The organism is Rhodanobacter sp. L36 (genome assembly GCF_009765755.1).
Lineage (GTDB): Bacteria > Pseudomonadota > Gammaproteobacteria > Xanthomonadales > Rhodanobacteraceae > Rhodanobacter.
Genome location: NZ_LMUV01000011.1, coordinates 182,995 through 204,531, shown reverse-complemented (window position 1 = coordinate 204,531; position 21,537 = coordinate 182,995). Strand labels below are relative to the sequence as shown.

19 protein-coding genes are annotated in these 21,537 nt (G+C 58.7%); 10 read left to right on the top strand and 9 right to left on the bottom strand.

Annotated elements, in window-relative coordinates; translation table 11 throughout:
• The first annotated feature begins 222 nt into the window (after nucleotides 1-222).
• The 5 genes from GSQ73_RS10525 to GSQ73_RS10505 all read left to right on the top strand — a co-directional run bounded on the left by GSQ73_RS10525 (nucleotide 223) and on the right by GSQ73_RS10505 (nucleotide 6,375).
• Entirely contained in the window at nucleotides 223-2,358 is a 2,136-nt protein-coding gene (locus GSQ73_RS10525) for a TonB-dependent siderophore receptor (protein ID WP_158883777.1), read from the top strand.
• A gap of 17 nt (nucleotides 2,359-2,375) precedes the next feature.
• A complete protein-coding gene (locus GSQ73_RS10520) occupies nucleotides 2,376-3,131 on the top strand; it encodes a tetratricopeptide repeat protein (protein WP_158883775.1) in 756 nt (251 codons plus the stop codon).
• A 4-nt stretch (nucleotides 3,132-3,135) separates the two neighbouring features.
• Entirely contained in the window at nucleotides 3,136-3,819 is a 684-nt protein-coding gene (locus tag GSQ73_RS10515) for a Fe2+-dependent dioxygenase (RefSeq protein WP_158883773.1), read from the top strand.
• Between the two features lie 55 nt (nucleotides 3,820-3,874).
• Nucleotides 3,875-5,827: a S41 family peptidase gene (locus tag GSQ73_RS10510; RefSeq protein ID WP_158883771.1), complete on the top strand. Its 1,953-nt coding sequence runs from the start codon at nucleotides 3,875-3,877 to the stop codon at nucleotides 5,825-5,827.
• Between the two features lie 176 nt (nucleotides 5,828-6,003).
• A complete protein-coding gene (locus tag GSQ73_RS10505) occupies nucleotides 6,004-6,375 on the top strand; it encodes a YciI family protein (RefSeq protein WP_158883769.1) in 372 nt (123 codons plus the stop codon).
• Between the two features lie 66 nt (nucleotides 6,376-6,441).
• Here the strand turns inward: GSQ73_RS10505 and GSQ73_RS10500 are convergent, their stop codons facing one another.
• From GSQ73_RS10500 to GSQ73_RS10490, 3 genes are all read right to left on the bottom strand, one after another.
• A complete protein-coding gene (locus tag GSQ73_RS10500; RefSeq protein ID WP_158883767.1) occupies nucleotides 6,442-6,990 on the bottom strand; it encodes a DUF922 domain-containing protein in 549 nt (182 codons plus the stop codon).
• Between the two features lie 108 nt (nucleotides 6,991-7,098).
• Complete coding sequence (locus GSQ73_RS10495) at nucleotides 7,099-9,753, bottom strand: GH116 family glycosyl-hydrolase (protein WP_158883765.1); 2,655 nt, start codon at nucleotides 9,751-9,753, stop codon at nucleotides 7,099-7,101.
• Between the two features lie 338 nt (nucleotides 9,754-10,091).
• Nucleotides 10,092-12,143, bottom strand: coding sequence for an alpha/beta hydrolase domain-containing protein (locus GSQ73_RS10490; protein WP_158883763.1), 2,052 nt, complete (start codon nucleotides 12,141-12,143; stop codon nucleotides 10,092-10,094).
• Nucleotides 12,144-12,429: 286 nt separating this feature from the next.
• Here GSQ73_RS10490 and GSQ73_RS10485 point away from each other — a divergent pair, with 286 nt between their 5' ends.
• Nucleotides 12,430-13,020 carry a hypothetical protein gene (locus GSQ73_RS10485; RefSeq protein ID WP_158883761.1) on the top strand — a complete coding sequence of 197 codons (591 nt, stop codon included), beginning with the start codon at nucleotides 12,430-12,432 and terminating at the stop codon, nucleotides 13,018-13,020.
• A gap of 77 nt (nucleotides 13,021-13,097) precedes the next feature.
• Here GSQ73_RS10485 and GSQ73_RS10480 read toward each other — a convergent pair whose 3' ends face one another.
• On the bottom strand, nucleotides 13,098-14,015 hold the full coding sequence (locus GSQ73_RS10480; protein WP_158883759.1) for an acyltransferase: 918 nt from the start codon (nucleotides 14,013-14,015) through the stop codon (nucleotides 13,098-13,100).
• A gap of 243 nt (nucleotides 14,016-14,258) precedes the next feature.
• Between GSQ73_RS10480 and GSQ73_RS10475 the strand changes: the two genes are divergently transcribed.
• Nucleotides 14,259-15,158, top strand: coding sequence for a Dyp-type peroxidase (locus tag GSQ73_RS10475; protein ID WP_158883756.1), 900 nt, complete (start codon nucleotides 14,259-14,261; stop codon nucleotides 15,156-15,158).
• Between the two features lie 215 nt (nucleotides 15,159-15,373).
• On the opposite strand, the gene GSQ73_RS10470 is transcribed toward GSQ73_RS10475, so the two are convergent.
• From GSQ73_RS10470 to GSQ73_RS10460, 3 genes are all read right to left on the bottom strand, one after another.
• Nucleotides 15,374-15,784 carry a hypothetical protein gene (locus tag GSQ73_RS10470; RefSeq protein WP_158883754.1) on the bottom strand — a complete coding sequence of 137 codons (411 nt, stop codon included), beginning with the start codon at nucleotides 15,782-15,784 and terminating at the stop codon, nucleotides 15,374-15,376.
• A 51-nt stretch (nucleotides 15,785-15,835) separates the two neighbouring features.
• A complete protein-coding gene (locus GSQ73_RS10465; protein ID WP_158883752.1) occupies nucleotides 15,836-16,342 on the bottom strand; it encodes a hypothetical protein in 507 nt (168 codons plus the stop codon).
• Between the two features lie 489 nt (nucleotides 16,343-16,831).
• Nucleotides 16,832-17,089, bottom strand: a complete 258-nt coding sequence (locus GSQ73_RS10460; RefSeq protein WP_158883750.1) for a hypothetical protein — start codon at nucleotides 17,087-17,089, stop codon at nucleotides 16,832-16,834.
• Nucleotides 17,090-17,611: 522 nt separating this feature from the next.
• On the opposite strand from GSQ73_RS10460, the gene GSQ73_RS10455 reads away from it, so the two are divergent.
• Complete coding sequence (locus GSQ73_RS10455; RefSeq protein WP_158883748.1) at nucleotides 17,612-18,004, top strand: nuclear transport factor 2 family protein; 393 nt, start codon at nucleotides 17,612-17,614, stop codon at nucleotides 18,002-18,004.
• 121 nt (nucleotides 18,005-18,125) lie between these two features.
• On the opposite strand, the gene GSQ73_RS10450 is transcribed toward GSQ73_RS10455, so the two are convergent.
• The gene (locus tag GSQ73_RS10450; protein ID WP_158883746.1) at nucleotides 18,126-18,866 is read right to left on the bottom strand and encodes an SDR family oxidoreductase; all 741 of its coding nucleotides are present in this window, start codon (nucleotides 18,864-18,866) and stop codon (nucleotides 18,126-18,128) included.
• 101 nt (nucleotides 18,867-18,967) lie between these two features.
• On the opposite strand from GSQ73_RS10450, the gene GSQ73_RS10445 reads away from it, so the two are divergent.
• A complete protein-coding gene (locus GSQ73_RS10445) occupies nucleotides 18,968-19,561 on the top strand; it encodes a TetR/AcrR family transcriptional regulator (RefSeq protein WP_174236090.1) in 594 nt (197 codons plus the stop codon).
• Nucleotides 19,562-20,075: 514 nt separating this feature from the next.
• Here the strand turns inward: GSQ73_RS10445 and GSQ73_RS10440 are convergent.
• On the bottom strand, nucleotides 20,076-20,543 hold the full coding sequence (locus GSQ73_RS10440; protein WP_158883744.1) for a hypothetical protein: 468 nt from the start codon (nucleotides 20,541-20,543) through the stop codon (nucleotides 20,076-20,078).
• A 289-nt stretch (nucleotides 20,544-20,832) separates the two neighbouring features.
• On the opposite strand from GSQ73_RS10440, the gene GSQ73_RS10435 reads away from it, so the two are divergent.
• The gene (locus GSQ73_RS10435) at nucleotides 20,833-21,489 is read left to right on the top strand and encodes a hypothetical protein (RefSeq protein ID WP_158883742.1); all 657 of its coding nucleotides are present in this window, start codon (nucleotides 20,833-20,835) and stop codon (nucleotides 21,487-21,489) included.
• The last annotated feature ends 48 nt before the right edge of the window (nucleotides 21,490-21,537 follow it).

The window sequence follows — 21,537 nt, the reverse complement described above, 5'->3', positions numbered from 1 at the left end:
CCATCGCGTTTCCTCGCGCCCAACCGTGCCGCGACTCGGCCAGCCTGAAAGTCCAAACACCGCCTTGAGGCGCCTCAGGGCCAGCAAATCTCCGTGGACGCAACCTTTTGAAAGATTTCGGGCACCCAGATCAGTGAGCCGCAAACGCGAATCACTCTTATTGGTGTTTGAGTCATCCCGATTGAAGCATCGACATCCACCAAAGCCACGGAGCTGACCCAAGTGCAACGATTTGAATTGCGAAAGAGTCCCAAGCCGCTTGGTTTCGGCTCGATGGTGTACCTGGCGTCCTTCTCGCTGGGCGCGCCGCTGATGGCCCACGCCGACGATGATGCAACCAAGCCAACCCAGACCCTTCCCGCCGTCGTCGTTACCGCTCCAAGCGTTGGCGCGATTGCCACGTCGCTACAGGACACGCCTCAGAACGTCACTGTCGTTTCCGCGGAAGTCATGCAACAGCAGGCGGTGAACAACCTGCAGGATGCCCTGAAAAACGTGCCGGGCATCACGTTGAACGCCGGCGAAGGTGGCACGCACGGCGACAACATCAACCTGCGCGGATTCGCTGCCAGCGATGATTTCTTCCTCGATGGTTTGCGTGACACCGGCTTCTACACCCGCGACAGCTTCAACATCGATGAGCTCGAGGTTTACAAAGGGCCGGCATCGACATTGTTCGGACGCGGCTCGACCGGCGGCGTCGTGAACCAGGTGAGCAAGTCGCCGCAGTTGTCGGATTTCTCACAAGGCAGTGTCGTGCTCGGCACCAACAATGAAGTCCGCGGCACTGCGGATTTGAACTATCGACTCGGCAACGCATCCGCCTTCCGCCTCAATGTGATGGACATGAAATCCGATGTCGCCGATCGCGATTACGTCAGGAATCGGCGCTGGGGCATCGCGCCCTCTTTCGCTTTCGGTTTGGGTGAAAACGTCACGCTGAAAGTGAACTATCTTCATCAGGAGCAGAACGATATTCCGGACTACGGCATTCCGTTCGCATTCGGTCGGCCAGTGCCGGTTCCTCGTGACACCAATTACGGTTTGCCCGAAGACGACCGCTACAAGACGCGCGACGACGTGCTGACCGGATCGTTGAACGTCAAATTCAGTGACGACCTGTGGTTCACCGATGCCGCGCGTGCGGGCCGCTACTGGTTCGACAGTCGGGAGACCGCTGCGCACTATGGCGACACCTTGCCGACGCCGGGAACACCGCTCGACGACGTGCTGACTTTTCGCGATAGGCCGAGCGTCCAGGGCGCGGTGACGACGCTTATGAACAACGCGAACCTGCACTGGCAATTTGCCACCGGTCCGATCGACCATCATTTGATTGCAGGCCTGGAACTGGATCGCGAGGAAGCCGACCTCACACGTTTTGCGAACCAACTGGACGAGATTCCCGGTACGCCGATCCTCGATCCCGATCCGTTCGAAGATTTTCCAGGGCATCAAACTCAGGTTACTCAACGGCCGGACACCGTCACCAAAACCGTCAGCGGCCTGATCGAGGACATCGCCGAACTCGGACCGCAATGGGAATTGACCGGCGCAGTGCGGCTGGACCGTTTCGACGCGAATTACAGTGAGCCGATCACGCATACCTATCTGAGCCACACCGACACCATCGCGAGCCCGCGCGCGTCGCTGGTCTATCGCCCGATCAACGAACTCAGTTTCTACGCGTCCTACGGCACGTCGTATGACCCGTCCGCCGAGAGCTTGTCGCTGAGCACCAAGACCGCGTCGCTCGATCCGGAAAAAGACCGGACGTTCGAGCTCGGCGCGAAATCAACGGCGCTCGATGGACGTCTCGCATTGCAGGCCGGTGTCTTCCAGACGCAGATGACCAACGCGCGCGTGGGTGACCCGACCAACCCGACCGCGCCGCAGATTCTCGCCGGCGAGGAACGCGTTCGCGGCTTCGAAGCCGATGCGACCGGACATCTCACCGATCAGTGGGAAATCACCGCAGGTTTCACCCATCTGGATTCGCGCACGGTGAAATCGTCGGACACGGCGGCGGTCGGCGCGCCTCTGTTGAACACCGCTCCGAATCAGGCGAACCTGTGGCTGGTGGATGAGATCGACAAGACGTGGTCCGTCGGTGGGGGATTCAACTTTCTCGATCGTCGCGCGGCGGATGTCGACGACACCGCGCACGTTCCCGCTTACATCACGTTCGACGCGATGGTGCGCGTCAGGGTCAATCGATCACTGGCGCTGCAACTCAACGGTTACAACCTGACGAACAAGCACTACTTCGCCAACTCGTACTTCAGTTCGCCGGCCGAGAATCACACCGTGCCAGGCGCTGGAAGAACCGCGTTGCTGACCGCGAACTTCAACCTGTGACGCAGCAAGCGGATCGCATGAATACCGTATCGATCACCGAACGGCTGTTGCAGATGCATCCCGATCAGGTGCGCAGCCTTTTCCTGCATCGACCTCAAAGCACCGCGCGCTGGATGGGCCTGCTGGCTTTCGAAGGGATGCCGCAAGCGCAGCTTTATTACGGCCAGATGTTGCTGGAAGGGATCGGCGTCGCGAAGGACGAACGCGCAGGTTTGTCCTGGTTCAAGCGAGCGGCGTCGCAGAACAATCTCGATGCGATCAACATGACCGGCCGCTGCCTTGAAAATGGCTGGGGCTGCACCGTCGATGTGACCCTCGCTGCCACGTACTACCAGCGCGCGGCCAATGCCGGACACGCCTGGGCGCTGTACAACCTGGGCCATCTATATCTCGACGGCCTCGGCATCGAACGGAACATGGAGGAAGCCCATCGTTGCTATCTTCAAGCGGCCACGCAGGGACACGCCCGCGCGATGAATCTGGTCGGCCGCTGCTACGAGCATGGCTGGGGCACACCAAAAGATTTTGCAGCGGCGGCTGACTGGTACCGCCGCTCTGCCGAGGCCGGATATTTTCGCGGGCAATACAACTGGGCGAGCATTCTCGTCACGAGCGGCCGGGCCGAACAAGCGATTCCCTGGCTTGAGAGAGCGATGGCCACAGGCACGCCGGCTGTGCAAGAGGCATCGCGGCAATGCCTGGCGTCCTTGCACGGAGACTCGCCATCGAACGCGGCGACACTGCGATGTGACGCCGCTGCAAGGAGTGCATAGCTTTATGTTTCTGCGTCTTCCTCAAGTACTGAATGCCGCGCAGCTGAGCTCGGTGCGCAACGCGCTGGGCAGTGACCAAGCATGCTGGGTGGATGGCCGCGTTACCGCCGGCCACCAGGGCGCCAAGGTCAAGCGAAATCAACAGCTCGATCAGTCGAGTGCGCTGGCGCGGGAACTGGCGGACTCGCTGCTCGGCGTGATCGAACGCAACGCGACGTTCGTCAGTGCGGTGCTGCCGAACCATGTGTATCCACCCATGTTCAATCGGTATGACGAGGGGATGCATTTCGCGATGCACGTCGACGGCTCCATTCGTGTGCTCGGACGCGGACAGAAACTGCGCACCGACTTGTCCGTGACCGTGTTTCTGTCACCGAAAGATTCCTACGAAGGTGGAGAACTTCTCGTCGAAAACGACTTCGGCACGGAACGCATAAAGCTCGACGCCGGCGACATGATCATCTACAGCGCAACGGCTCGCCATCAAGTCACTCCGGTCACGAACGGAGTCCGACTGGCCGCCGTGTTCTGGGTTCAGAGTCTGGTCCGCGGCGACTACGAAAGGCAGCTGCTTTTTGAACTCGATCAAACCATCCAGCATCTGACAGCACTCGAAACCGAATCGGAATCACTGGTACGCCTGACTGCCCACTATCACGGTCTTCTTCGTCTTTGGTCGGACACCTGAGCAGACATTTGCAACCTTTGCGACTACTCCTTCGATGACGAGCAAGGTCCAATTCTTGACGTCCACGCGCGCAGGACGTGTGCTGCTCGCCTGGACTAATGACTTATGCGGCGTCACGAACTTGCGTCCCGGGAGCACCTTCGTCAGCACTCCCTCTCGAATCGGATATTCACTGACTTGTTGGTCGGACCGGGCGTGGATAAGCTCGCGTGGCATCAGGGGACGTGATGGCATCAATCGCTCGAGAATGAGTCCGCGGCTTTCATTGGGGCGGCCGTGCAATGTGTCTTTGTCCATCACCACACGTGGCATGAGTTTCGGAGACGACATGATCAAGACGCAAACGCGCAAGCGTGGTCGGGTTTTCTTTCTTGTAGGCTGCGGTGCGATCTTCACGGCAGCCGCGCAACAACCACCTGCGTCCGCAGCCAACCTGCCCGAGCGCTACACCGAATCGCTCAAGCTTTATCAAGCGAAGCAATATGCCAAGGCGGCCGCGATCCTCGAACCCTTTTATGCAGCCGGCGCCGATGGCATGGACTGGCACTGGAACGCTGCGATGTACGACCTTGCCTGCGATGAAGCGCTCGCGGGTCGCAAAGAGAAAGCGATCGATGTCCTCACTGCCTCGCAAGCTCGGGGCGGCAGCGTGCCAGCGGAGCATCTGGCCACGGATCCCGATCTCGCATCGCTCCATGGCGATTCGCGATTCAAGCAACTCGTGGAAGCCGCGCGCAATCGTGAACGCCTGTGGGTACAGGAGCCCGGGCAAGCCTTGCCTCTCGCGCCGAATTTGAGCGAAGACGCCAAGATCGCAGGGCTGTCCACGGTGTGGTCAGAGGCCCGTTTCAACTTTGCATTTTTCGACCGACAGCCCGATCTGGATTGGAACCAGACGTACCTGGACTTCCTGCCCAAGGTGCGGGCAACCACATCGACCGAACAATATTTTCGCGTGCTGATGCGCTTCGCGGCGCTGCTGAAGGATGGCCACACCAACGTGTATCCGCCCGAGGCCATGCAAGACAATTTCTATAGCCGCCCAGGGCTGCGCACGCAACTTGTCGAAAATGCTGTCGTGGTCACTCGGGTCGATGATCCCGCATTGATCACGCAGCGGTGGCGCGTAGGCGACGTGCTTCTGAAGATCGATGGAGAAGATATCCATCGCTATGCGGAACGCGAGATCGCGCCTTACCAGAGTTCCTCGACACCACAGGATTTGCAGGTACGCACCTTCGATTACGCGCTGCTCAGTGGACGCGCCGGAAGCCACCTCCACGTCACCGTGAGGACTGCCGAAGGCAAGCAGGAAGATCGCGTCCTGACACGATTGACGCTGAAGGATCAGTCGACATGGAACAAAGGTGGTGGCGCTCCCTTCAAAATGAGACCGGACGGGATCGCCGTCCTCACGATCGATGAATTCGAGGACACGGAGGGAACGAAAGCACTGCTTGCGAACCTGCCGCTCGTCAACGCCGCCAAGGGGCTGGTGATTGATGTGCGTGCCAACGGCGGTGGCAGCACGCCTATCGACTTGCTCCAGGTGCTGTCGCGGAAACCGATTCGCGGTCCCATGATTCGAACGCGAAGCTACGTTGCAGCGGACCGCGCGCGTGGGACGCTGCCAGGATGGACAGACGTGCCGCAGTTCGAGGTTCCAGCCGATCCCGTACATCACGTCGACGTGCCGGTTGCGGTCCTGACCAGCGCACGCACGTTCTCGGCAGCCGAGGATTTCGTCGCGGCATTCGATGCCATGCATGGGGGCATCACCGTGGGTGAAACGACCGCAGGCAGCACCGGACAACCACTGTTCTTCCAGCTACCCGGCGGCGGTAGCGCGCGCGTCTGCACCAGGAATGACCGCGCCGCCGATGGAACGGTCTTCGAGGGCGTGGGCCTGCGCCCTGTCATCGCCGTTTCACCCACCATCGAAAGCATTCAGCGAAATACGGATCCCGCCCTGGAACGCTCAGCAGCAGCACTTTTAGCTGCAAAGTGAGAGGAATGGAGGCGAACATCGATGGTTCGCCCCGGTCTAACAGCCATCGAGCCCGCGTCCACTCTCAGCGGCGAAACGCGCGTGCTTGCGACACCCGCTACAAACTCTCCCGGAAGATTGTCGATTTCCGCCCCTCCCCCTCGTCGTCAGTGCATCTCCCGCTCAAAGGACTTCACATGAAATACCTCGGCCTCGCCTACTTCACCCCGGAACAATTCGCCGCGATGGCGCCGGACGACGTCAAGAAACTGGTCAGCCAGTGCCCGGCATTGGACGAGAAGATGCGCGCGACCGGCAAGGTGCTGGTCTCCGCGTCGCTCGGCGATCTGGACGGCTGGCGGACGCTACGCCCGCGCAAGGGCAAGACGCACATCAGCGATGGGCCGTACACCGAGTCGAAGGAAGTGGTGGGCGGCCTGTTCATCATCGAGGCAGACACGCATGACGAAGCGCTGCGCATCGCGTCCATGCACCCCGCCGCCACGCTGGGCGAAGAAGGCGGATGGGCCGTCGAGCTGATTCCCATGGATTTCTATCTGGCCCAGTGACGTCTTTGGACGTCCGCTTCAAGGCTGCTATGCCTTTTTCAGCAAACCACTTCGTGGCTACATCAATCACCACGATATGGCGACGCCCTCGTCAGTGCCGTGATGCGTGCGCCGATCGAGTTCGGTGTTTCGTTCCGCGTCGCGCTGAAATATTTTCTGAGCCTCGGTGTGCAGATAGGCGTTGAGTTGTTTGCATGACGCATCGCTGGGATGCGTCTGCATGAGCGAGACGAGGGCATCGCCCTGTTCCTTTGCGATTTGTCCGTGCTCACCTTCGTGGTGCTTCAACGCAGCGAACAGCTCGTTCCATTTGGTGACCAAGATGCCTGAGGTTCCGGTTGGCGCATTCCACTTGGGAAGCGTCGTGATGATGTGGACGGATACGTGCGGGTTCGTCAGCATGCATCGCTGTCCATTTTGCTTTTCAACATCGAACGTCCACTGGACGGTCGGCGATGTGTAGCCCCAGTAAGTGGCCTTGCCCACACGGTAACCCTTTGCATTCATTTCCCTGACGAGATCAGCTTCGTGCTGGCCCTTGATCTCGTAATACTTGACCGTTTCCACGACGACAGGACGCGGGATGGGAACCGTTGGCGTTGTGACGGCAAACATCTTCAGCGCTCCTTGGAAAAGCGATGGTTGTTGCAGCGTCGAAGCGTCAAACCTTCGCCTGACACGATGTCCGTATCTCGCGACAGACGTTGACTGATCGCCATGCCGCTAATGCGTCGCAACATCCGGTTCAAGGATAGCCGTCTGAATTCTTCGCTTATCGAACGCTTGCAGATGCGACGAAAGATCCAGTGTCGCGCCGGCTTTCACGGCGAAAGAAGGAATCGAAACAGTAACGGCTTCGTCGGACGCCGTGCCGATCGGCTCGATGACGATCTGCCTCAACACCATCGGTCGGTCGTCGAATCGCCTGATGATGTGGAGAAGAACCTTCCCTTCGCTCGGCGCGTATTCCAGCGTTGCCCAGAATCGCGGGAAGTAGAGCGGGATCACCGTGCGCGACTGGCCGGGCAACAACGTGGGGCCCAGCGTCAATCGGCCCTGCGTCAAATCCAGCGACGCATTGCTCAACACTTCGGGCGAAAACCATGTCACCGGCGCCGCGACATAGGTCAGCTCCGCAGGATTCCAGAGGTTCTGGCTCCACGTCCATCCGTTGCGCAGATGCACAAGCTGGATGTGCCGCATGATGTCCAGCCCGTCGGTGAGATATCCCAACTGGATCGCCGGCATCGCCGTGTAGCTTTCGAGATAGAACGGCCACGTGCGCGAACCGGGCATGTCGACGCCGCGCTGCATGTCCATGTCCCACACTTTCGGCGCATAGAAGTCCGGCGAGTTGCGCACGGACGTGCGCAACAGTTCGCTGATGGCGGATTGGCTCTCGCTGATCGGCAGCACATCGCCCCAGCCGGCGTAGCGGCTGATGAACTGCCCGGCGAGTTGCCCGCTGAAAAGACGATCGTCGCGTCGGCGCCCTCCTCCGACGTCCGTTCCATACGCAAAGAATTTTCCGTTCCAAAGCGCGTTGATCAGACCGCGTTGCGTCTTGCGGAATTGTTCGTCGCACTCATGCGACAGCTGCGCATCGCCGATGCCACGACCCAGCACGGCACCGGCACGCAACGCGGCGAGATATACCGTGCCGGTATAAATCGAAATATCCGGGTGCGGATAATCGTCGAACGTCTGGCCGCCGACGGGAATGAAAGACCCATCGCGTATCTGCGCTTTCATGTACGCAAAGCCGCGACGAATGTGCTCGGCGTTTTTCCGGATGAACGTGTCGTCGCCGGTCTGCTGGTAGTCCTTCGCCAGCTGGATCACCCACGCGCCGGTGTTGTCGATCATCTTTTCGTGCGGCACCGGCGTATGGCCGTCCGCATCGGCGATGCCCACGAAATAGCTGGCGTCGAAATGCAGGATGCCGCCATCGGTATCCTGCGTATCGGCGTAGCGTTGCAGCTCGGCTCGATCGAGCGGGGTAAAGAATTTTTGATAGAAAGGATGCGCCACCATCCGCTGGTCCATCGTGCCCGCCAGCCCGCCCATGCCGCCTTCCATCACGCTGAAGTCGCCGTGCTTGTTGAGCATGGTGTTGGTGTACATCGTGTAGCCGCTGTTGATCAGCTTGAACTGCAGCCACTCCGGCAACGTGCTGTCGAGAATCGGCTCCTGCCACGCCGACGTCTGTTCGAGAATCCGTTGCCTTTGAGAAATCTCGTAACCCATCAACGATGAAAAATTGCGGAAGTCATTCTGGAAATATCGGCCGTAATCGCTGTTGCCGAACTGCACCGTTGCATGCGACATCGGCGGAATGGACCACGTGACCAGAAAACGAAAGGTCTGCTTGCCGCCCGCCGCAATGCGCGCCTTGATGGCGACGACACTCGCGCTGGAAGCTTCTGCGTTTTTATCGAGATCGGCTGCCACGCCCATCGACTGAAACGCTCCGTTCTCGCGAAAACTCTTCCACGCATCGGCGTTCCTGCCGGACCACGCGGGCAGAACACTGATGCTTCCGCCTTGCGGTATTTCCGCGAGCAACCCCACCGCGTCGATGTAGTTCTGAAAAGTCGCCTGGCGAATGGCGGGCACGGTAGTCGTGTACTGGCGCAAGCCACTCATCGTCCCTTCGTGAAGCGCTTCAACCTGTGTCGAAAGCCCCGGCATCGGCACCAGTTTCTCTACCGGAAACGCGCGGTCGTAGCCGGTTTTTTCATCGCCCGGTGCCACGTCGTATACACCGCGTCCGATCAAGTCGGGCCATGAAAGCGCCACCGACGCCTCGACCGGTTTCGAGTCGGAGTTTGCCAGCGTCACCTCGATCCAGAACCCGGGCAGCGATGAATCCTTGACGTTCTGCGGCACCAGCCCGCTATACGCGAACACGGACGCCAGCGAATGAGGGTCGGCCGAAACGGGATCATCAAACGCCACCCGCGCGGTGGGAAAAAGCCCGCGATACGTGCTGTGCCGGTAACCACCCATGCCCGCCGAATTGTGTTGATCCCGCTGCAGGCGAACCGACACGGCATGGCCGGACGCGTCCTTTTCCCACAGCGCGAGAAAAGCCTCCGCGTCCCACTCGGGATGTTCGTCACGCGCACGCGCGACACCGCCGTCCGTCGCCCAGTTGTTGATGGCGATGCGGGTGAAGTGTCCATCCGGCGCGAGATCGACCGCGCCGACACCGATGCCGCCCAGCGGTACGCCACTAGGGCCAACCGCGTCATGCAGCGCCAGATAATTCGGCTCGACCACAACGCCCGCGTTATTCGCCGGTTTGAATCGGTCATTGGCCTGCTGCGCACCATAGTCGCCGCCGTCCTGCGCGAAGGCTGTGCAGGTTTGGCCCACGCAGAAGATCAAAGCAAATTGCGCTATGCGGCGAAGCAACCGGACATGGAGGGTCGAACGAAGTATCTGACGATGCATGTGGCCTCACGTAGTGGCTGGCGAGCGGAATCCGAAGTGGCGCTTTTTGTTCGAAGCGACGAATGAGACTTGTGCTTCATCGACGAAATGGCAGTGCCCGAAGTTGAAACGGAAATGTGGAACGATGAAACGGAAGAGGCGGTGAGAGCCTCGCTGATCAGCAAGCCGGTTTGCGTTGATCACTTTCTCTGATGGCTGTATTCGGTCAGTAAGGGAGACCTCTTGGACTCGACTGATGAAGCGCAATCCCGTCAACATTTTTATTTCACGACCGCCACCCGCTTGCCGAGATACCAGTCGAACTTCATGGTGTCGTCCCAGTTCTTTCCCATTTTTGCAAGGATGTCCTCGCGCTGGATCGACAGCAGGAACCGCTTCGCGATCGCATCGTCGATGGAAACAGCAGCGGCTTTCATGAAGCCATCCCGGTCGTGGTACCGCTCTTCAATCGACAGCCTCGGGTCGTTCGCGGCCAAGCGCTCGGCGCGCGTACGGGCGAACGGTATGAATGCGCCGTTGAGGCCGGAGATGAAACCGAAGCGTGCGAACTCGGGCGACTTCCAATCCCAGGCAGTGAAGGTGCCGAGCGGCACGGATGACATCGCGCCACGCCAGCCGCCCAATTCGTTGCCATCGCTGTCGACCTTGGGCACAAGCAGCGGATATTTCCGGCCGACACGCACCGGCTCGTTGATGATGCCCTGACTCGCATAGGCGTCACCCAGATCGAGTTGCCACAAAGGCGGCGGACCGGTCGGCACACGAATGCCGGGAATCGCAGGGAATTTGATCTCGGTCGCGGCGACAAGCGTGGCGCCCGGCACTGGCGCAATCGTCGGCGGCGGAGCGATGTTTTCAACCGCCCACGCACGCAGGTTTTCGAGCTGGGCATTCATGCCATCGGCCAGATCGACATTGGCATTGTAGGGATAGGCGGCTTCCTTGCCGGCCTTGGTGAACTGGCCCGGAAACTTCAACGCGTGCGGCACGCCAGCAAAATAATACAGCCGGCTATCCACTCCCAATGCGACCGGCCGTTTTCCATCGGTGGTCGTCTGCAGCAACGACGCATTGCGTGCCCAGTATTCGCTGCTGCTGATGATGTACATGATTTTTGGCACGGTGTTGTCGTGCCGCGCGCGGTCCAGCAGGCCCGCATGACCTTTGCCGTCGATATCCGGCGTCGGCATATCCGCGAATGGATAAAGATCCACGGCACGCAAATTACTCATCACCGAACTTCCCGCCTCGCCAGGGAGTGCGTAACGGTGATTGAAAGAACCACGCCCTGCACCCGCCGTTGTAACCAGCATGCCATCGAACACGCGCCGCTTGCCGGGGCCGGTGTTGAAATCACGATAAAGAAAGTCGCGCAGGAAGCGCCCGCCTTGCGAATAGCCGAACGCGAAAATCGCAGCGGCATCACCGGGGCGGCTGTTGATCGCGGAAGGAACATTCCGGAATTTCAGGTGCGCCGCGAAATCACGAAAAGCCGCCTCGCCCAAGCCCATGACAGCAGCATTCTCGCCTTCGTACACGAGGCTGAAATAGGCATCCGCCGCAGCCGGTTTATTCAACACGATGGCGCAGCGAGCATCCACATTCTTGTCGGCGGATGCAGCCGCAAAACGCCATGCGCCTCGTGGCACCACGATGCCCGGATCGTCGAAACGGACGTGCGAACGCAGCACGGCCTTGGGCTGCTGCGCATCGTGCGCGCAATAAAAGCCGTTGCCTGGCAGGTCAAAGGCCTTGTGATCAGTCGTCATGTCCTCAGCGGCGAAGGTGGCCCGCGCAGAACTGTGCACGGGCGCGACCGGAACCCGAAGGCCGAACTCGTCAGAGCCCAGCCGGGCCTGCCACCCGACCCACGCCAGCGAATAGCCCAGCTTGAAGAAAGTCGGGTCCGTCAGTTTTTCGACTTTGTCGGGCGACATCAGGTCCAGCCCGTCTTCGGTTTCAAAGAACACGCCATCCATCTCGGTCCGCCCGCGGTTCGCCGCCTCTAGCAGCGTGGCGTGATTCCCACGGGCGGCGTCGACAGGACGAATGATCACAAACGGCCCCGAATATTCGACCAGGCCGCTCGCGTTTCGAGGTGCATAGCGAATATCGGCAATATCACGCGCTGAAACGCTGCGCGGATCGATGGCGTAGTGGACAGTGCCACGCAAAACTTCGTACGCACCGATCTGACCAAATTTCTGGCCACCCACCCAAGGCTGTCGGCTCGTAACGTCGACGGACACAACTTCCGCATGTGCCACCAGCGAGATGAAAACACAGGCAAACAGCGCGACGTATTTCAGCATGTCAATCTCGTTTATTTGAATGCAGGAGTTGAGGTCGAAGCGGGATTCATTTCAAAACGGCAAGCAACTCAGTCTCGCCGACGAGCTTAAGCCTTTTCCTGAAGTCGCCAACGGCGTCCGGCCTGCAACATGTTCGTGAGCAGTCGTTCGAGCGGCGAGCTCCATCCTGACAGCTGTCAGATGCCCTGCGTGACGGCGGACAACTGCGCGCGAGTTGACTGCATGGAATCATGCACCGTCCTTCCTCGTCGGGAAACTCGCTGTGATCACAAACGCATCCATCTTCTTGACCCGTTCGGCTCTTCGTGGACGCAGCGCAGGCGTGATGGCCTGCGGACTCTTCGGTGCACTGTGGGCAAACTCGTCGTTGTCGTTCGGGCCATCCACATTGCGCAATGTCGGTTACGTGGTGGTCGGGTTGATCACATGCATGCAGCTCTGGGGTTCTTTCGATCTGCGTCGGCAGAGTCGTCAGATCACTGTTGCCAACGATCCGCCGTCGTCGGTGCAAAAACGGACGACACGTTTGTTTTTCGCTATCTTCGCGGCGGAATTCATCCTCATTTTCGCGGCGGCAAACGTGCTCGCCAGCCAGCATGCGACGCAGTACCTGATGCCGGTGATCGCGATGGTGGTGGGTCTTCATTTTTATCCTCTGGCATCGCTGTTTCGCGCACGCCAGTTTTACGTCACCGCCAGCGTGATGACCTTGGCAGGTCTCGTCGGCGTGCTCGCTTTAAGCGCGCATGTCACGTCGAATCCCGTAAACGTGGTGGTCGATGCGATTTGCGCTGCCACGTTATGGCTGACTGGCCTGTACTCCTGGCGTTCGACCATGCAGCTTGCGCACGTGGACCATCGGCAAGGGATGAAGTGATTCACGGCGAAGAAGCCCGCTGCATAAAGCCGAAATGGCGACACTCGTATCACGAAGGAAATCTGCCACTACCCTTCCTAAACGACGTTTACGCTGCCTGTGTCATCGCTTCCAAGGCGTCGGCTCGGCTTGAAGCGCAATGCTCTCTTTTCTACGAGATGCCAGGAGGCGGCCGCGAGAGCAAGCGTCACGATAATGGTGATGGATAGCAGCACAAGGTACGGCGTTTGCGTACCCATAAGCGCTACCCCTATCTGCTGCACCGGCCAAGCGTAGATATAGATGCCATAGGACAGGTCGCCGATTCTTGAAACATCTCGCAGACCTGCCCATGACCGCAAGCCAACCGCGACCGTGAGCGATGGAACGACGAATGCGAGACCAAGTTTTGTCTGATCAACGAGCAGCAATGCACAGCCCATGACAAGGAACAACAGGGTCGGCAGCAATTTGCGGATAGACGGAAAGGCTCGCAACAGGCTTCCTGCAGCGAAGAACAGGCCGAAGTACGCAAGAACACTGTTCCCAAGCTGCAGGCCCGAAAGAAGGAAGTAGCCAAAAATTCCGACGGCCAACACGATTGATGCACGTCGTGTTGCGACTCCCGCGATGAGAAGGAGTACGTAACAGCAAACCTCATACTTGATTGTCCAAAGAGATCCGTTGGTGAGATGTCTTGGGTTCGCAGGGAATCCCGTTAGTCCAAGCGCACCAATCACCGCGAAAGTCAGAGGAATCGACACGCAAAGGGCCGGCACCATTCGCAGGGCGCGGCGTGCGCTGAAGCGCAAAACATCAGGATCTTTTATCCAGCTGGATGTGACCAGATAGCCGCTGATCGAAAAAAAGATGAGCACGCCAAGGTTGCCAAACGAGTGATCCGCAACGAACCTTGGCTCCCAACGTCCGGATAAAGCGAACTGGTGGCTGATCAGGACCAGCAATGCGCCGAGCAATCTCAAGGCGTCAAAATTGTTGCGCCCTGCCTTGTTCATACCCTGCCTTGATAAGCGCCGCTAGCCGTCAAAAGGTATCAACTGCTTCTGGCAAACTTGTGTCTGCTCCGGGTCGAAAGCTGACCCGTTCCATTTCATGGATGCTCTTCATGGAGCCCGTTCGTACAGCGGCCTCATCGCTCGAGGAAGCCCGTGGCTTCGGAAAGCGGGCGTGCAAGCAGAAACCCCATCGGAAACAACGGCTCAACCTGATCCGGTTTTCGCCCGCGTTATCATCGCCGCATGAAAACATTTCAAGCTGGGATATTCGCGCTCGGAACATCGTTCCATGCCTATCTGGAATTTGATGTGCTGGGCAAACAGGACGGGTTGGCGCTGGTGAGGACGATCGCGTCGCTTCGCGAACCGAGAACCACGGTGGGTGGCGTGAATCTGGTGTCGGGTTTTCGTCCCGAATTGTGGCGCAAGGCGTCGCCCGCCAATGCGCCCGTGGGCGGCGAGGGGTTCAATGAAAACCTCGTCGGGCTGGATGGCTTCGTCATGCCGGCGACACAGCACGACGCGGTGCTGTGGATCTCCGGCGGGTCGTACGACATCGTCTTCGATGTGGCGCATCAGATCATCGCGGCGCTCGGTGCACTGGCATCCGTCGCCGAAGAAACCACCAGCTGGCCGTACCACCATCACCGCGACCTGACCGGCTTCATCGACGGCACCGAAAATCCGCCGCTGGTCGATGTGCCGGAAGTCGCGTTCATCCCGCAGGGACAACCCGGCGAAGGCGGCACGATTCTGCTGCTGCAGAAATGGGTGCACGACGCAGCGAAGTGGAAGTCGCTGGCCGTCGAGGACCAGGAGCGCGTGATGGGACGCACCAAGTCGGACAGCGTCGAGATCGAAAACAAGGCGCAGAACTCCCACGTCGCCAGCACCGACCAGGACACCTTCGGAGAAATCTTCCGGCGAAACATGCCGTACGGCACCGCCACGAGTCATGGAACGATGTTCGTCGGCTTCAGCGCCGAGCAGCAACGCCTCTCGCGCATGCTCGACAGCATGGCCGGCCTGGTCAACGGCGTGCGCGATGCACTGACGAACTACACGCATCCGCTCACCGGCGCCTACTACTTCGTGCCCGCCGCAGAGGACTTGCGCGATCTGGCTGAGCACGCGCAGGGCTGAGTTGTCCCGACGTTGATGGGCACGAAAAGCCAGCGTGGACCGATGAAGTTGATTGAACGGATTGATGCTCGCTGATCAGTAAGCCGGTCCGTGCTGATCACTTTCTGTGGCTTGAGTGGTCCATTAAGGCCCGCTGCGGGTCGAAAGCGGACCTTCGATAGGAAGCGGACGCGACGGAACAGCGCACAAGCCAAATACGGGCTAAGCGCCTCCGATCATTTTTCTGTCGCTCCAAGTAGACGACTCAACTCCTTGTCGAAGTTTATTTCGTCGTTTTCGGAAAAGGCTTCCGAAAATGCCTGGAAAGTCAGAGTCCCTGACAAGTTGGAAAGAGTGAGCCCTACGTTCCCTTTCTTGAGGAAAGTAAATTCGTAGAACTTTCTGCCATAGATACTGGCAAACGCTCTTTCAAGCTCTTCATTCTCAACTTCCTTGAGCCCATATTTCGCGCACAACTGACGAACAGACCCTATGAAGTATTTCTCGTGAACTTGATCCACATGCAAGGTGCCTTGCATCACTGGCCTCTGATTGTGAGTTATTCCTTCATCCGCTCCCCTAGCATCACCCACTGTCAACCATGTCAGCAGCAGCATCAAAATTGGCATCGATTTGGCCTTGCTCATTGATCTGTCCAGAACTTGTGTCCAAGGTCCGCTTTGGGTCGAAAGCGGACTTTATGGAATGCCCTGTTGAATAGGATGAGAACCTTTGGTGCAGCGATATAGTGCTGCTCCAACCTTCGGCAACAGCGACGAGGCGTCTTGCTTGGTGTTCGCCGATAACTTGATGTAGATCCTGTCGGTGATCCTCGCGCCTCTGATGTAGAAGTCATCCGCGGTAAAGCCATAAAGTCTTTCCGCGCCAAACGCAGGACCGGGGTACTCGGCAACGAGCGACAGAGTTGGTGGCAGTTCTTTCGCTCCGACGGCGTACCACTGCCTGTCATCGGCCTCAAATTTGTCAGGTCCTGGATGGCGGCTGATCTCATAGTTCAACGCCCGTCCACGTCTACGAATTGTTCCCCTGATTCCATCGATACCCACCTCGAAGGTGAATTTGTATTGGGACGGACTTCCAATACATATTTGAAAGGATGAGCTGATGGCCTGATGTTTATCAGCAGCGATGCTGGTTAGCGGCGCAAGGGCAAGCAGGCACGCAAAGCCGGTCTTCCGGACCATCAAGTTATCTCCCGTCTCAGACTAGCGGCCAATACTACGAGTCCTCCAAAGGTCTGCTTTGGGTCGAAAGCGGACCTTTGCCGCATGCCAGTTGAGCTGTTGAGGCCCAACGTGTCCTTGCGGCTAAAGTGGACATTTAACGCTTAAGTTCATCGCCTTCAGTGGAAAGGCATGAGGCTCATTCAGTGCGCGTAGACCAGTTTTAAAAATATAAAGGAGCTGCACAGAAGCAGCGCGAGCACCACAATTTTAAGGCGCTCGTGCCCAGTGAGATTCCCCCAAGAAATCCAAGCTGGCAACCATAACCCCAGTGACTTTCTGCCCATGCCAAGACGCTTACATGCGCGAATGAGTACGACGTTGGAGCCGATCAACCATAGCGCCACACAGGCAATCAATAAAACGAGTGCAAAAATTCGCATTTAAGCATCACCTCGATGTTGGAAGGCGTGTTGACAATGTGCGCTTCGCGTCGAAAGCGGATACTCGTTACCTGCGAACGGATTCGCCTTCACCCATAGCCCGGTCACCCAGACTCAAGTTGTTTGCTTCATCTGCCTGCTGCATCTGAAAAGTGATCTGACCTACGCCACCTGCTCCAACAAAATTGCTGGTCGCATGAAAGTGTTGATTCGGATCGACCTTGATCATCTGCAACAAGGCAATGAGGCGATCGACGTCTGAGGATGAAAGACCTACCTCGACCTCAGTCCAACCGTTGTTCCAGTCCTCCAATGAGGCGCGCATGGCCCTTTCCTCCGTCGAAGAACTCAACTTTATCGGTGTCCGCTATGAGTCGAACGCGGATACTTTGCTTTTAAAAACGAAATTGCGTACGAAACGCCATGGGAAATCGGTCTCTTCATTTCCTTAAGAGTCACGAGATCGCCCCTCTTTGCGAACGGTTTGAAGACCCAAACCTCCTTGCTCGAAGGTGTAAGAACAACAACGCATTGGTTTGCTCGCTCGATGACCTCGGAGTCCACCACGTGACCAACGACCCGGATGCCAGTGTCTTCAAGAGCATCAATGATGGACCATGCCAACACTGCTAGTACCGAACCTGCGGCGAGCATCGTGGCGATTGCTGTTTTAACAGGTTTGAGCACTTATAGAGGTCCAACGCTGATAGCTCGCGGTGCCATGATACGGATCGACTGGCCGCTTTGGGTCGAAAGCAGACACGCCCTTCTTCGGTGGATACAAAAAATGAATCGGCCGTATGGTTTAAGCAACTCCTTTGTCAGTCAACGAGCAACGGAGAGTCACATGCCAGCCAGTACCCCTCAAGAATGCATGACAAGCTTCATCGACGCGATGGTGCGCCGTGACATGGCTGCTGCTTTGGATCTCCTCGCCAACGACGTTGCGCTGTTCTACAGCAACGGTGCTGCTCTATGGGGCAAGGAAGCGTTTGAATCGGCGATGACGGTGAATTGGAAACAGGTCAGCAACTACAAATATTCGACGCTTGATTCCATCTGGCTTGCAGAATCCGAAACCGTTGCTTCAGTGATCTATACCTTTTCATGGTCGGGAAACGCAGGCGGCAAGGAAGTAAGCGGCAGCGGACGAGGCACGCGGGTGTTTCTCAAAGCGGGCTTCGGATGGCTCATCGCCCATGAACACCTCAGCACGGGCGCCTGGAGGGCTACTGACTAGGTCATACGTCCGCTTCGGGTCGAATGCGGACGTATCCGCCTGCTCCGCACTTCGCTGAGCGCAACGGCTGCTACCCCGAACGCGACGACTCTCATCACTGTCGCCGCGTCCATCTTGGCATTCAGGCGTTCGCGCCACCATCGACGGTCAGAGCCGTTCCCGTGATGTATTGCGCTTTCGGACTCGCCAGGAACGCCACCATGTTTCCGATGTCCTCCACCGCGCCATAGCGGCCGAGTGCAGTGATCGACTTGAGGGTTTCACCGAAGGGACCATGCGCCGGGTTCATGTCCGTGTCGATGGAGCCGGGCTGCACGACATTCACGGTGATATTGCGTGGACCCAGTTCTCTTGCCAGTCCTTGAGAGAAAGCAGTCAGCGCGGATTTCGATAGTGCGTAGACGGAGAGTCCTGCGCCGCCCGGGACGCGATCGGCAAAAAAGCTTCCGATGCTGATGATGCGGCCACCCTCGCCGAGATGGGGAATGGCGGCCTTGCTTGCGACGATCGGGGCACGAACGTTGACGTGCAGCAGCGCGTCGATGTCTTCCAGTGAAATGTCCTTGACCTCGCCCAAGCGGAGGATGCCGGCGTTGTTGACCAGGATGTCCAGCCCACCCAATGCGGTGACCGCTTTCTCGATCGAGCCCTGGACGGCGGCAACGTCCGCGCTGTCCGCCTGGATGGCAAACGCGCGGCGACCCAACGCCTTGATGGCTTGAACCACCTCGGCAGCCGCATCCGCCGACTTCTCGTAGGTAATGGCCACATCCGCGCCTTCGGCGGCGAGCGCTTTGGCTATCGCAGCGCCGATACCCCTGCTTGCGCCTGTTACCAGAGCGCGCTTTCCTGTCAGTGTCATCGTCATTTCCTCTTTCTGTGTTGATCGATACAGAAAGGCTATACTTGCGCCGCACAAGGCGTCAAGCTATTTCTATGTCGACCATTACAAAAGGAGCAACCATGGCAATCACCGGGCGGCCCAGAGGGTTCGATCGCGGCGCAGCGCTGGAGGCCGCGATGCTCGTGTTCTGGCGCAAAGGATTTCTGGCGGCCTCGATGAACGATCTGTGCGACGCCATGGGCATCCGTTCCCCCAGCCTCTATGCCGCGTTCGGCAGCAAGGAAACGCTGTATCTGGAAGCGGCCCGGCACTACGCCAAAACCATCGGGCCGTCTGTCTGGGATCAGCTGAAGAACGGCACGACGGGACGCGAGTCGGTCGAAAACTTCCTGCTTGCGGCCGTCAGCGTCTTGCCGGAATGCGGAAAGATGCCGGCTGGCTGCATGGTGACTCTGGCCGGCGTCAGCGAAGAGTGCACCGACGCGATTCTGCAAGCCATGAAGCAAGTCAGGATCGATTGCCTGGAGTTACTGCGGACGCGGTTGAACGACTCGCTGGTCACGGGAGAGCTGCCCCCGTCCACAAACATCGAGCGCCTGAGTCGATTCTATTTCGGCGTCTATCAGGGGATGGCCATCCAGGCGCGCGATGGCGCGGCCCCGGAAGATCTGAAAGGAATCACCGAAACGGCCATGGATGCTTGGCCAGGTTGATGCGTTTGTCGGCGGGATCGGCGTTGAGGATGGGAGACGCACCACGATCATCCAGGCCCGGCCAGACGATGAGCGACGTTCGCGCACGGGAAGCAGCGGCTCCCGGACGCCCGCCTCTTCCAGACCACCGATGCCACTTTTTGCTCCATTGCTGAGGCACATGAGCCTCATGCATGAGCCGATTTGCTTCAACGATGAGGCTCAAAGACTCAGCGTCGAGTCTTTTTGGCTCATCGATGACTGAAAGAGACTCAAGCGTGGGGCATTAGAGCTTCATCGATGAGGTCCATGAGCTCCATGCGTGAGTCTTTGAGCCTCATCGATGAGGCAAAAACATTCAGCGATGAGGCGGCGAACCTCATGCATGAGTCTCAAGCACTCATCGGTGGGGCAAAAAGACTCAACCGGCAACAAAAAGGCCTGACGGGTCGCCCGGTGGGGCGGGCCGCGTCAGGCCGGTGGGTTCAGCGATGTGTGCCGGCCGTCGAGGCGGACGGCACGCGGGTTGAGGCGATCAGCTCGTCGGGGCGACGACGGGCTGGCGCGTCTTGGCGAAGCGGCTGGACAACTCCTGCCGCATGCCGTCCAGGCCCTGGTTCTTGCCGGACAACTTGAGCTGGCCGTAACCCTCCAGCGAGGTGTTCATGATGTCGCTGCCCAAGGCCATCTCGGTGTCCTCGCCCCGCTCCACCAGCTGTTTCATCCGCTGCAGGCGCGGGCGCAACGCATCCAGCGCAGCCATGTCGGCCTGCGCATCGGCCAGGCCCAGGCTGGCCGGCACGATCTGCGGGTTGTTGGCCAACACGTTGAGCGTCTGCCGGGCGAACTGCTCGGACTTCTCGCCCATCTTGAACAACTCCCGCCGCTGCGACGGCTGCAATGCAATCAGCCCGGCCAGGTTGGACTCCAGTACCGTCAAAGCAGCATCGATGGCAGTCAGCTGTTCGGGGGTCAGGGTCAGGGAAACAAGGTTCTGTGACATGCGGCAAACTCCTTTTTGCTTGAGAAAGACCGGCCCGTCGCTGGATCGGATGATGGCGACGGGCCGGCTATGGTTGTCCCGGCAGCGATGAACTCAAGTCAGCCGGAACGTCTCCACCGTGCCAAGGCACGCGCGCCTGGGCTATCAGGCTTGAATGGTGGATGTGTAGTGTTTGGCTGATGTGCGAGGGCGGAATGGATGGCGCGTGACTTCGGGATCACCGCGCGATGGGCTAAATTCCATGGCACATCGGATCAGCGCAAGCCAACGCGAGTCACAAGGAGAAGACATGGAATCACCGCTGACGTTTGCGGCACTGGAAGCGAAGATCAATGCGATGCAGCAGCATCCCTATGCTTCGACTGACATGCCTAAGAGAGCCCGCTGGGGTCTAGCCATCGGCTTCATCGCTGCGGTGCTCTGCCTGTTAGCGGGAAAGTTTCTGCCTGCGAGCCACCTCAGCACGGCGATCATCGCTGGCACCTGCCTCGTGGTGGAACTGGTTGGGCTAGCCATCGGTCTGGCGGCCCAGCTACCGCGCTCATGGCCGACTTTCGTTAGCGAACGACGCGAGGCCGCAGAAGAACTCGATTTTGATTTGCCCCATCACCAAGACCTGATCCGCTGGCTACAGGGTCACCCTCGAGAACGACTGGAAAAATTGAGCGACTACGCCAGCTATCGGCTGGAGCGCTCGCGCGAACGGCTGCCGATGCTGACCGGCGGCATCGAAAAGCTCGGTGCCCTGCCCGTCTTCATCGCGCTCTTCATCCAGTTCAAGGACGCCCAATGGCCACCGCATCCGAGTTGGCTTGAAATCGTTCTGGTCTTTGCATTGGTACTTAGCTACTGGATGAGCCTGCTGCAGATCAACGTGAGGTTTCGCCTGCAGAGTTACGACATGCTCTTGAAAAAAGCGTTAAAGGGTCAGCTGGAAATTGTGTGAAACCGAGAATCAATGAGATCGGAAGCGGTGTTTATCACTCTTCCAAAG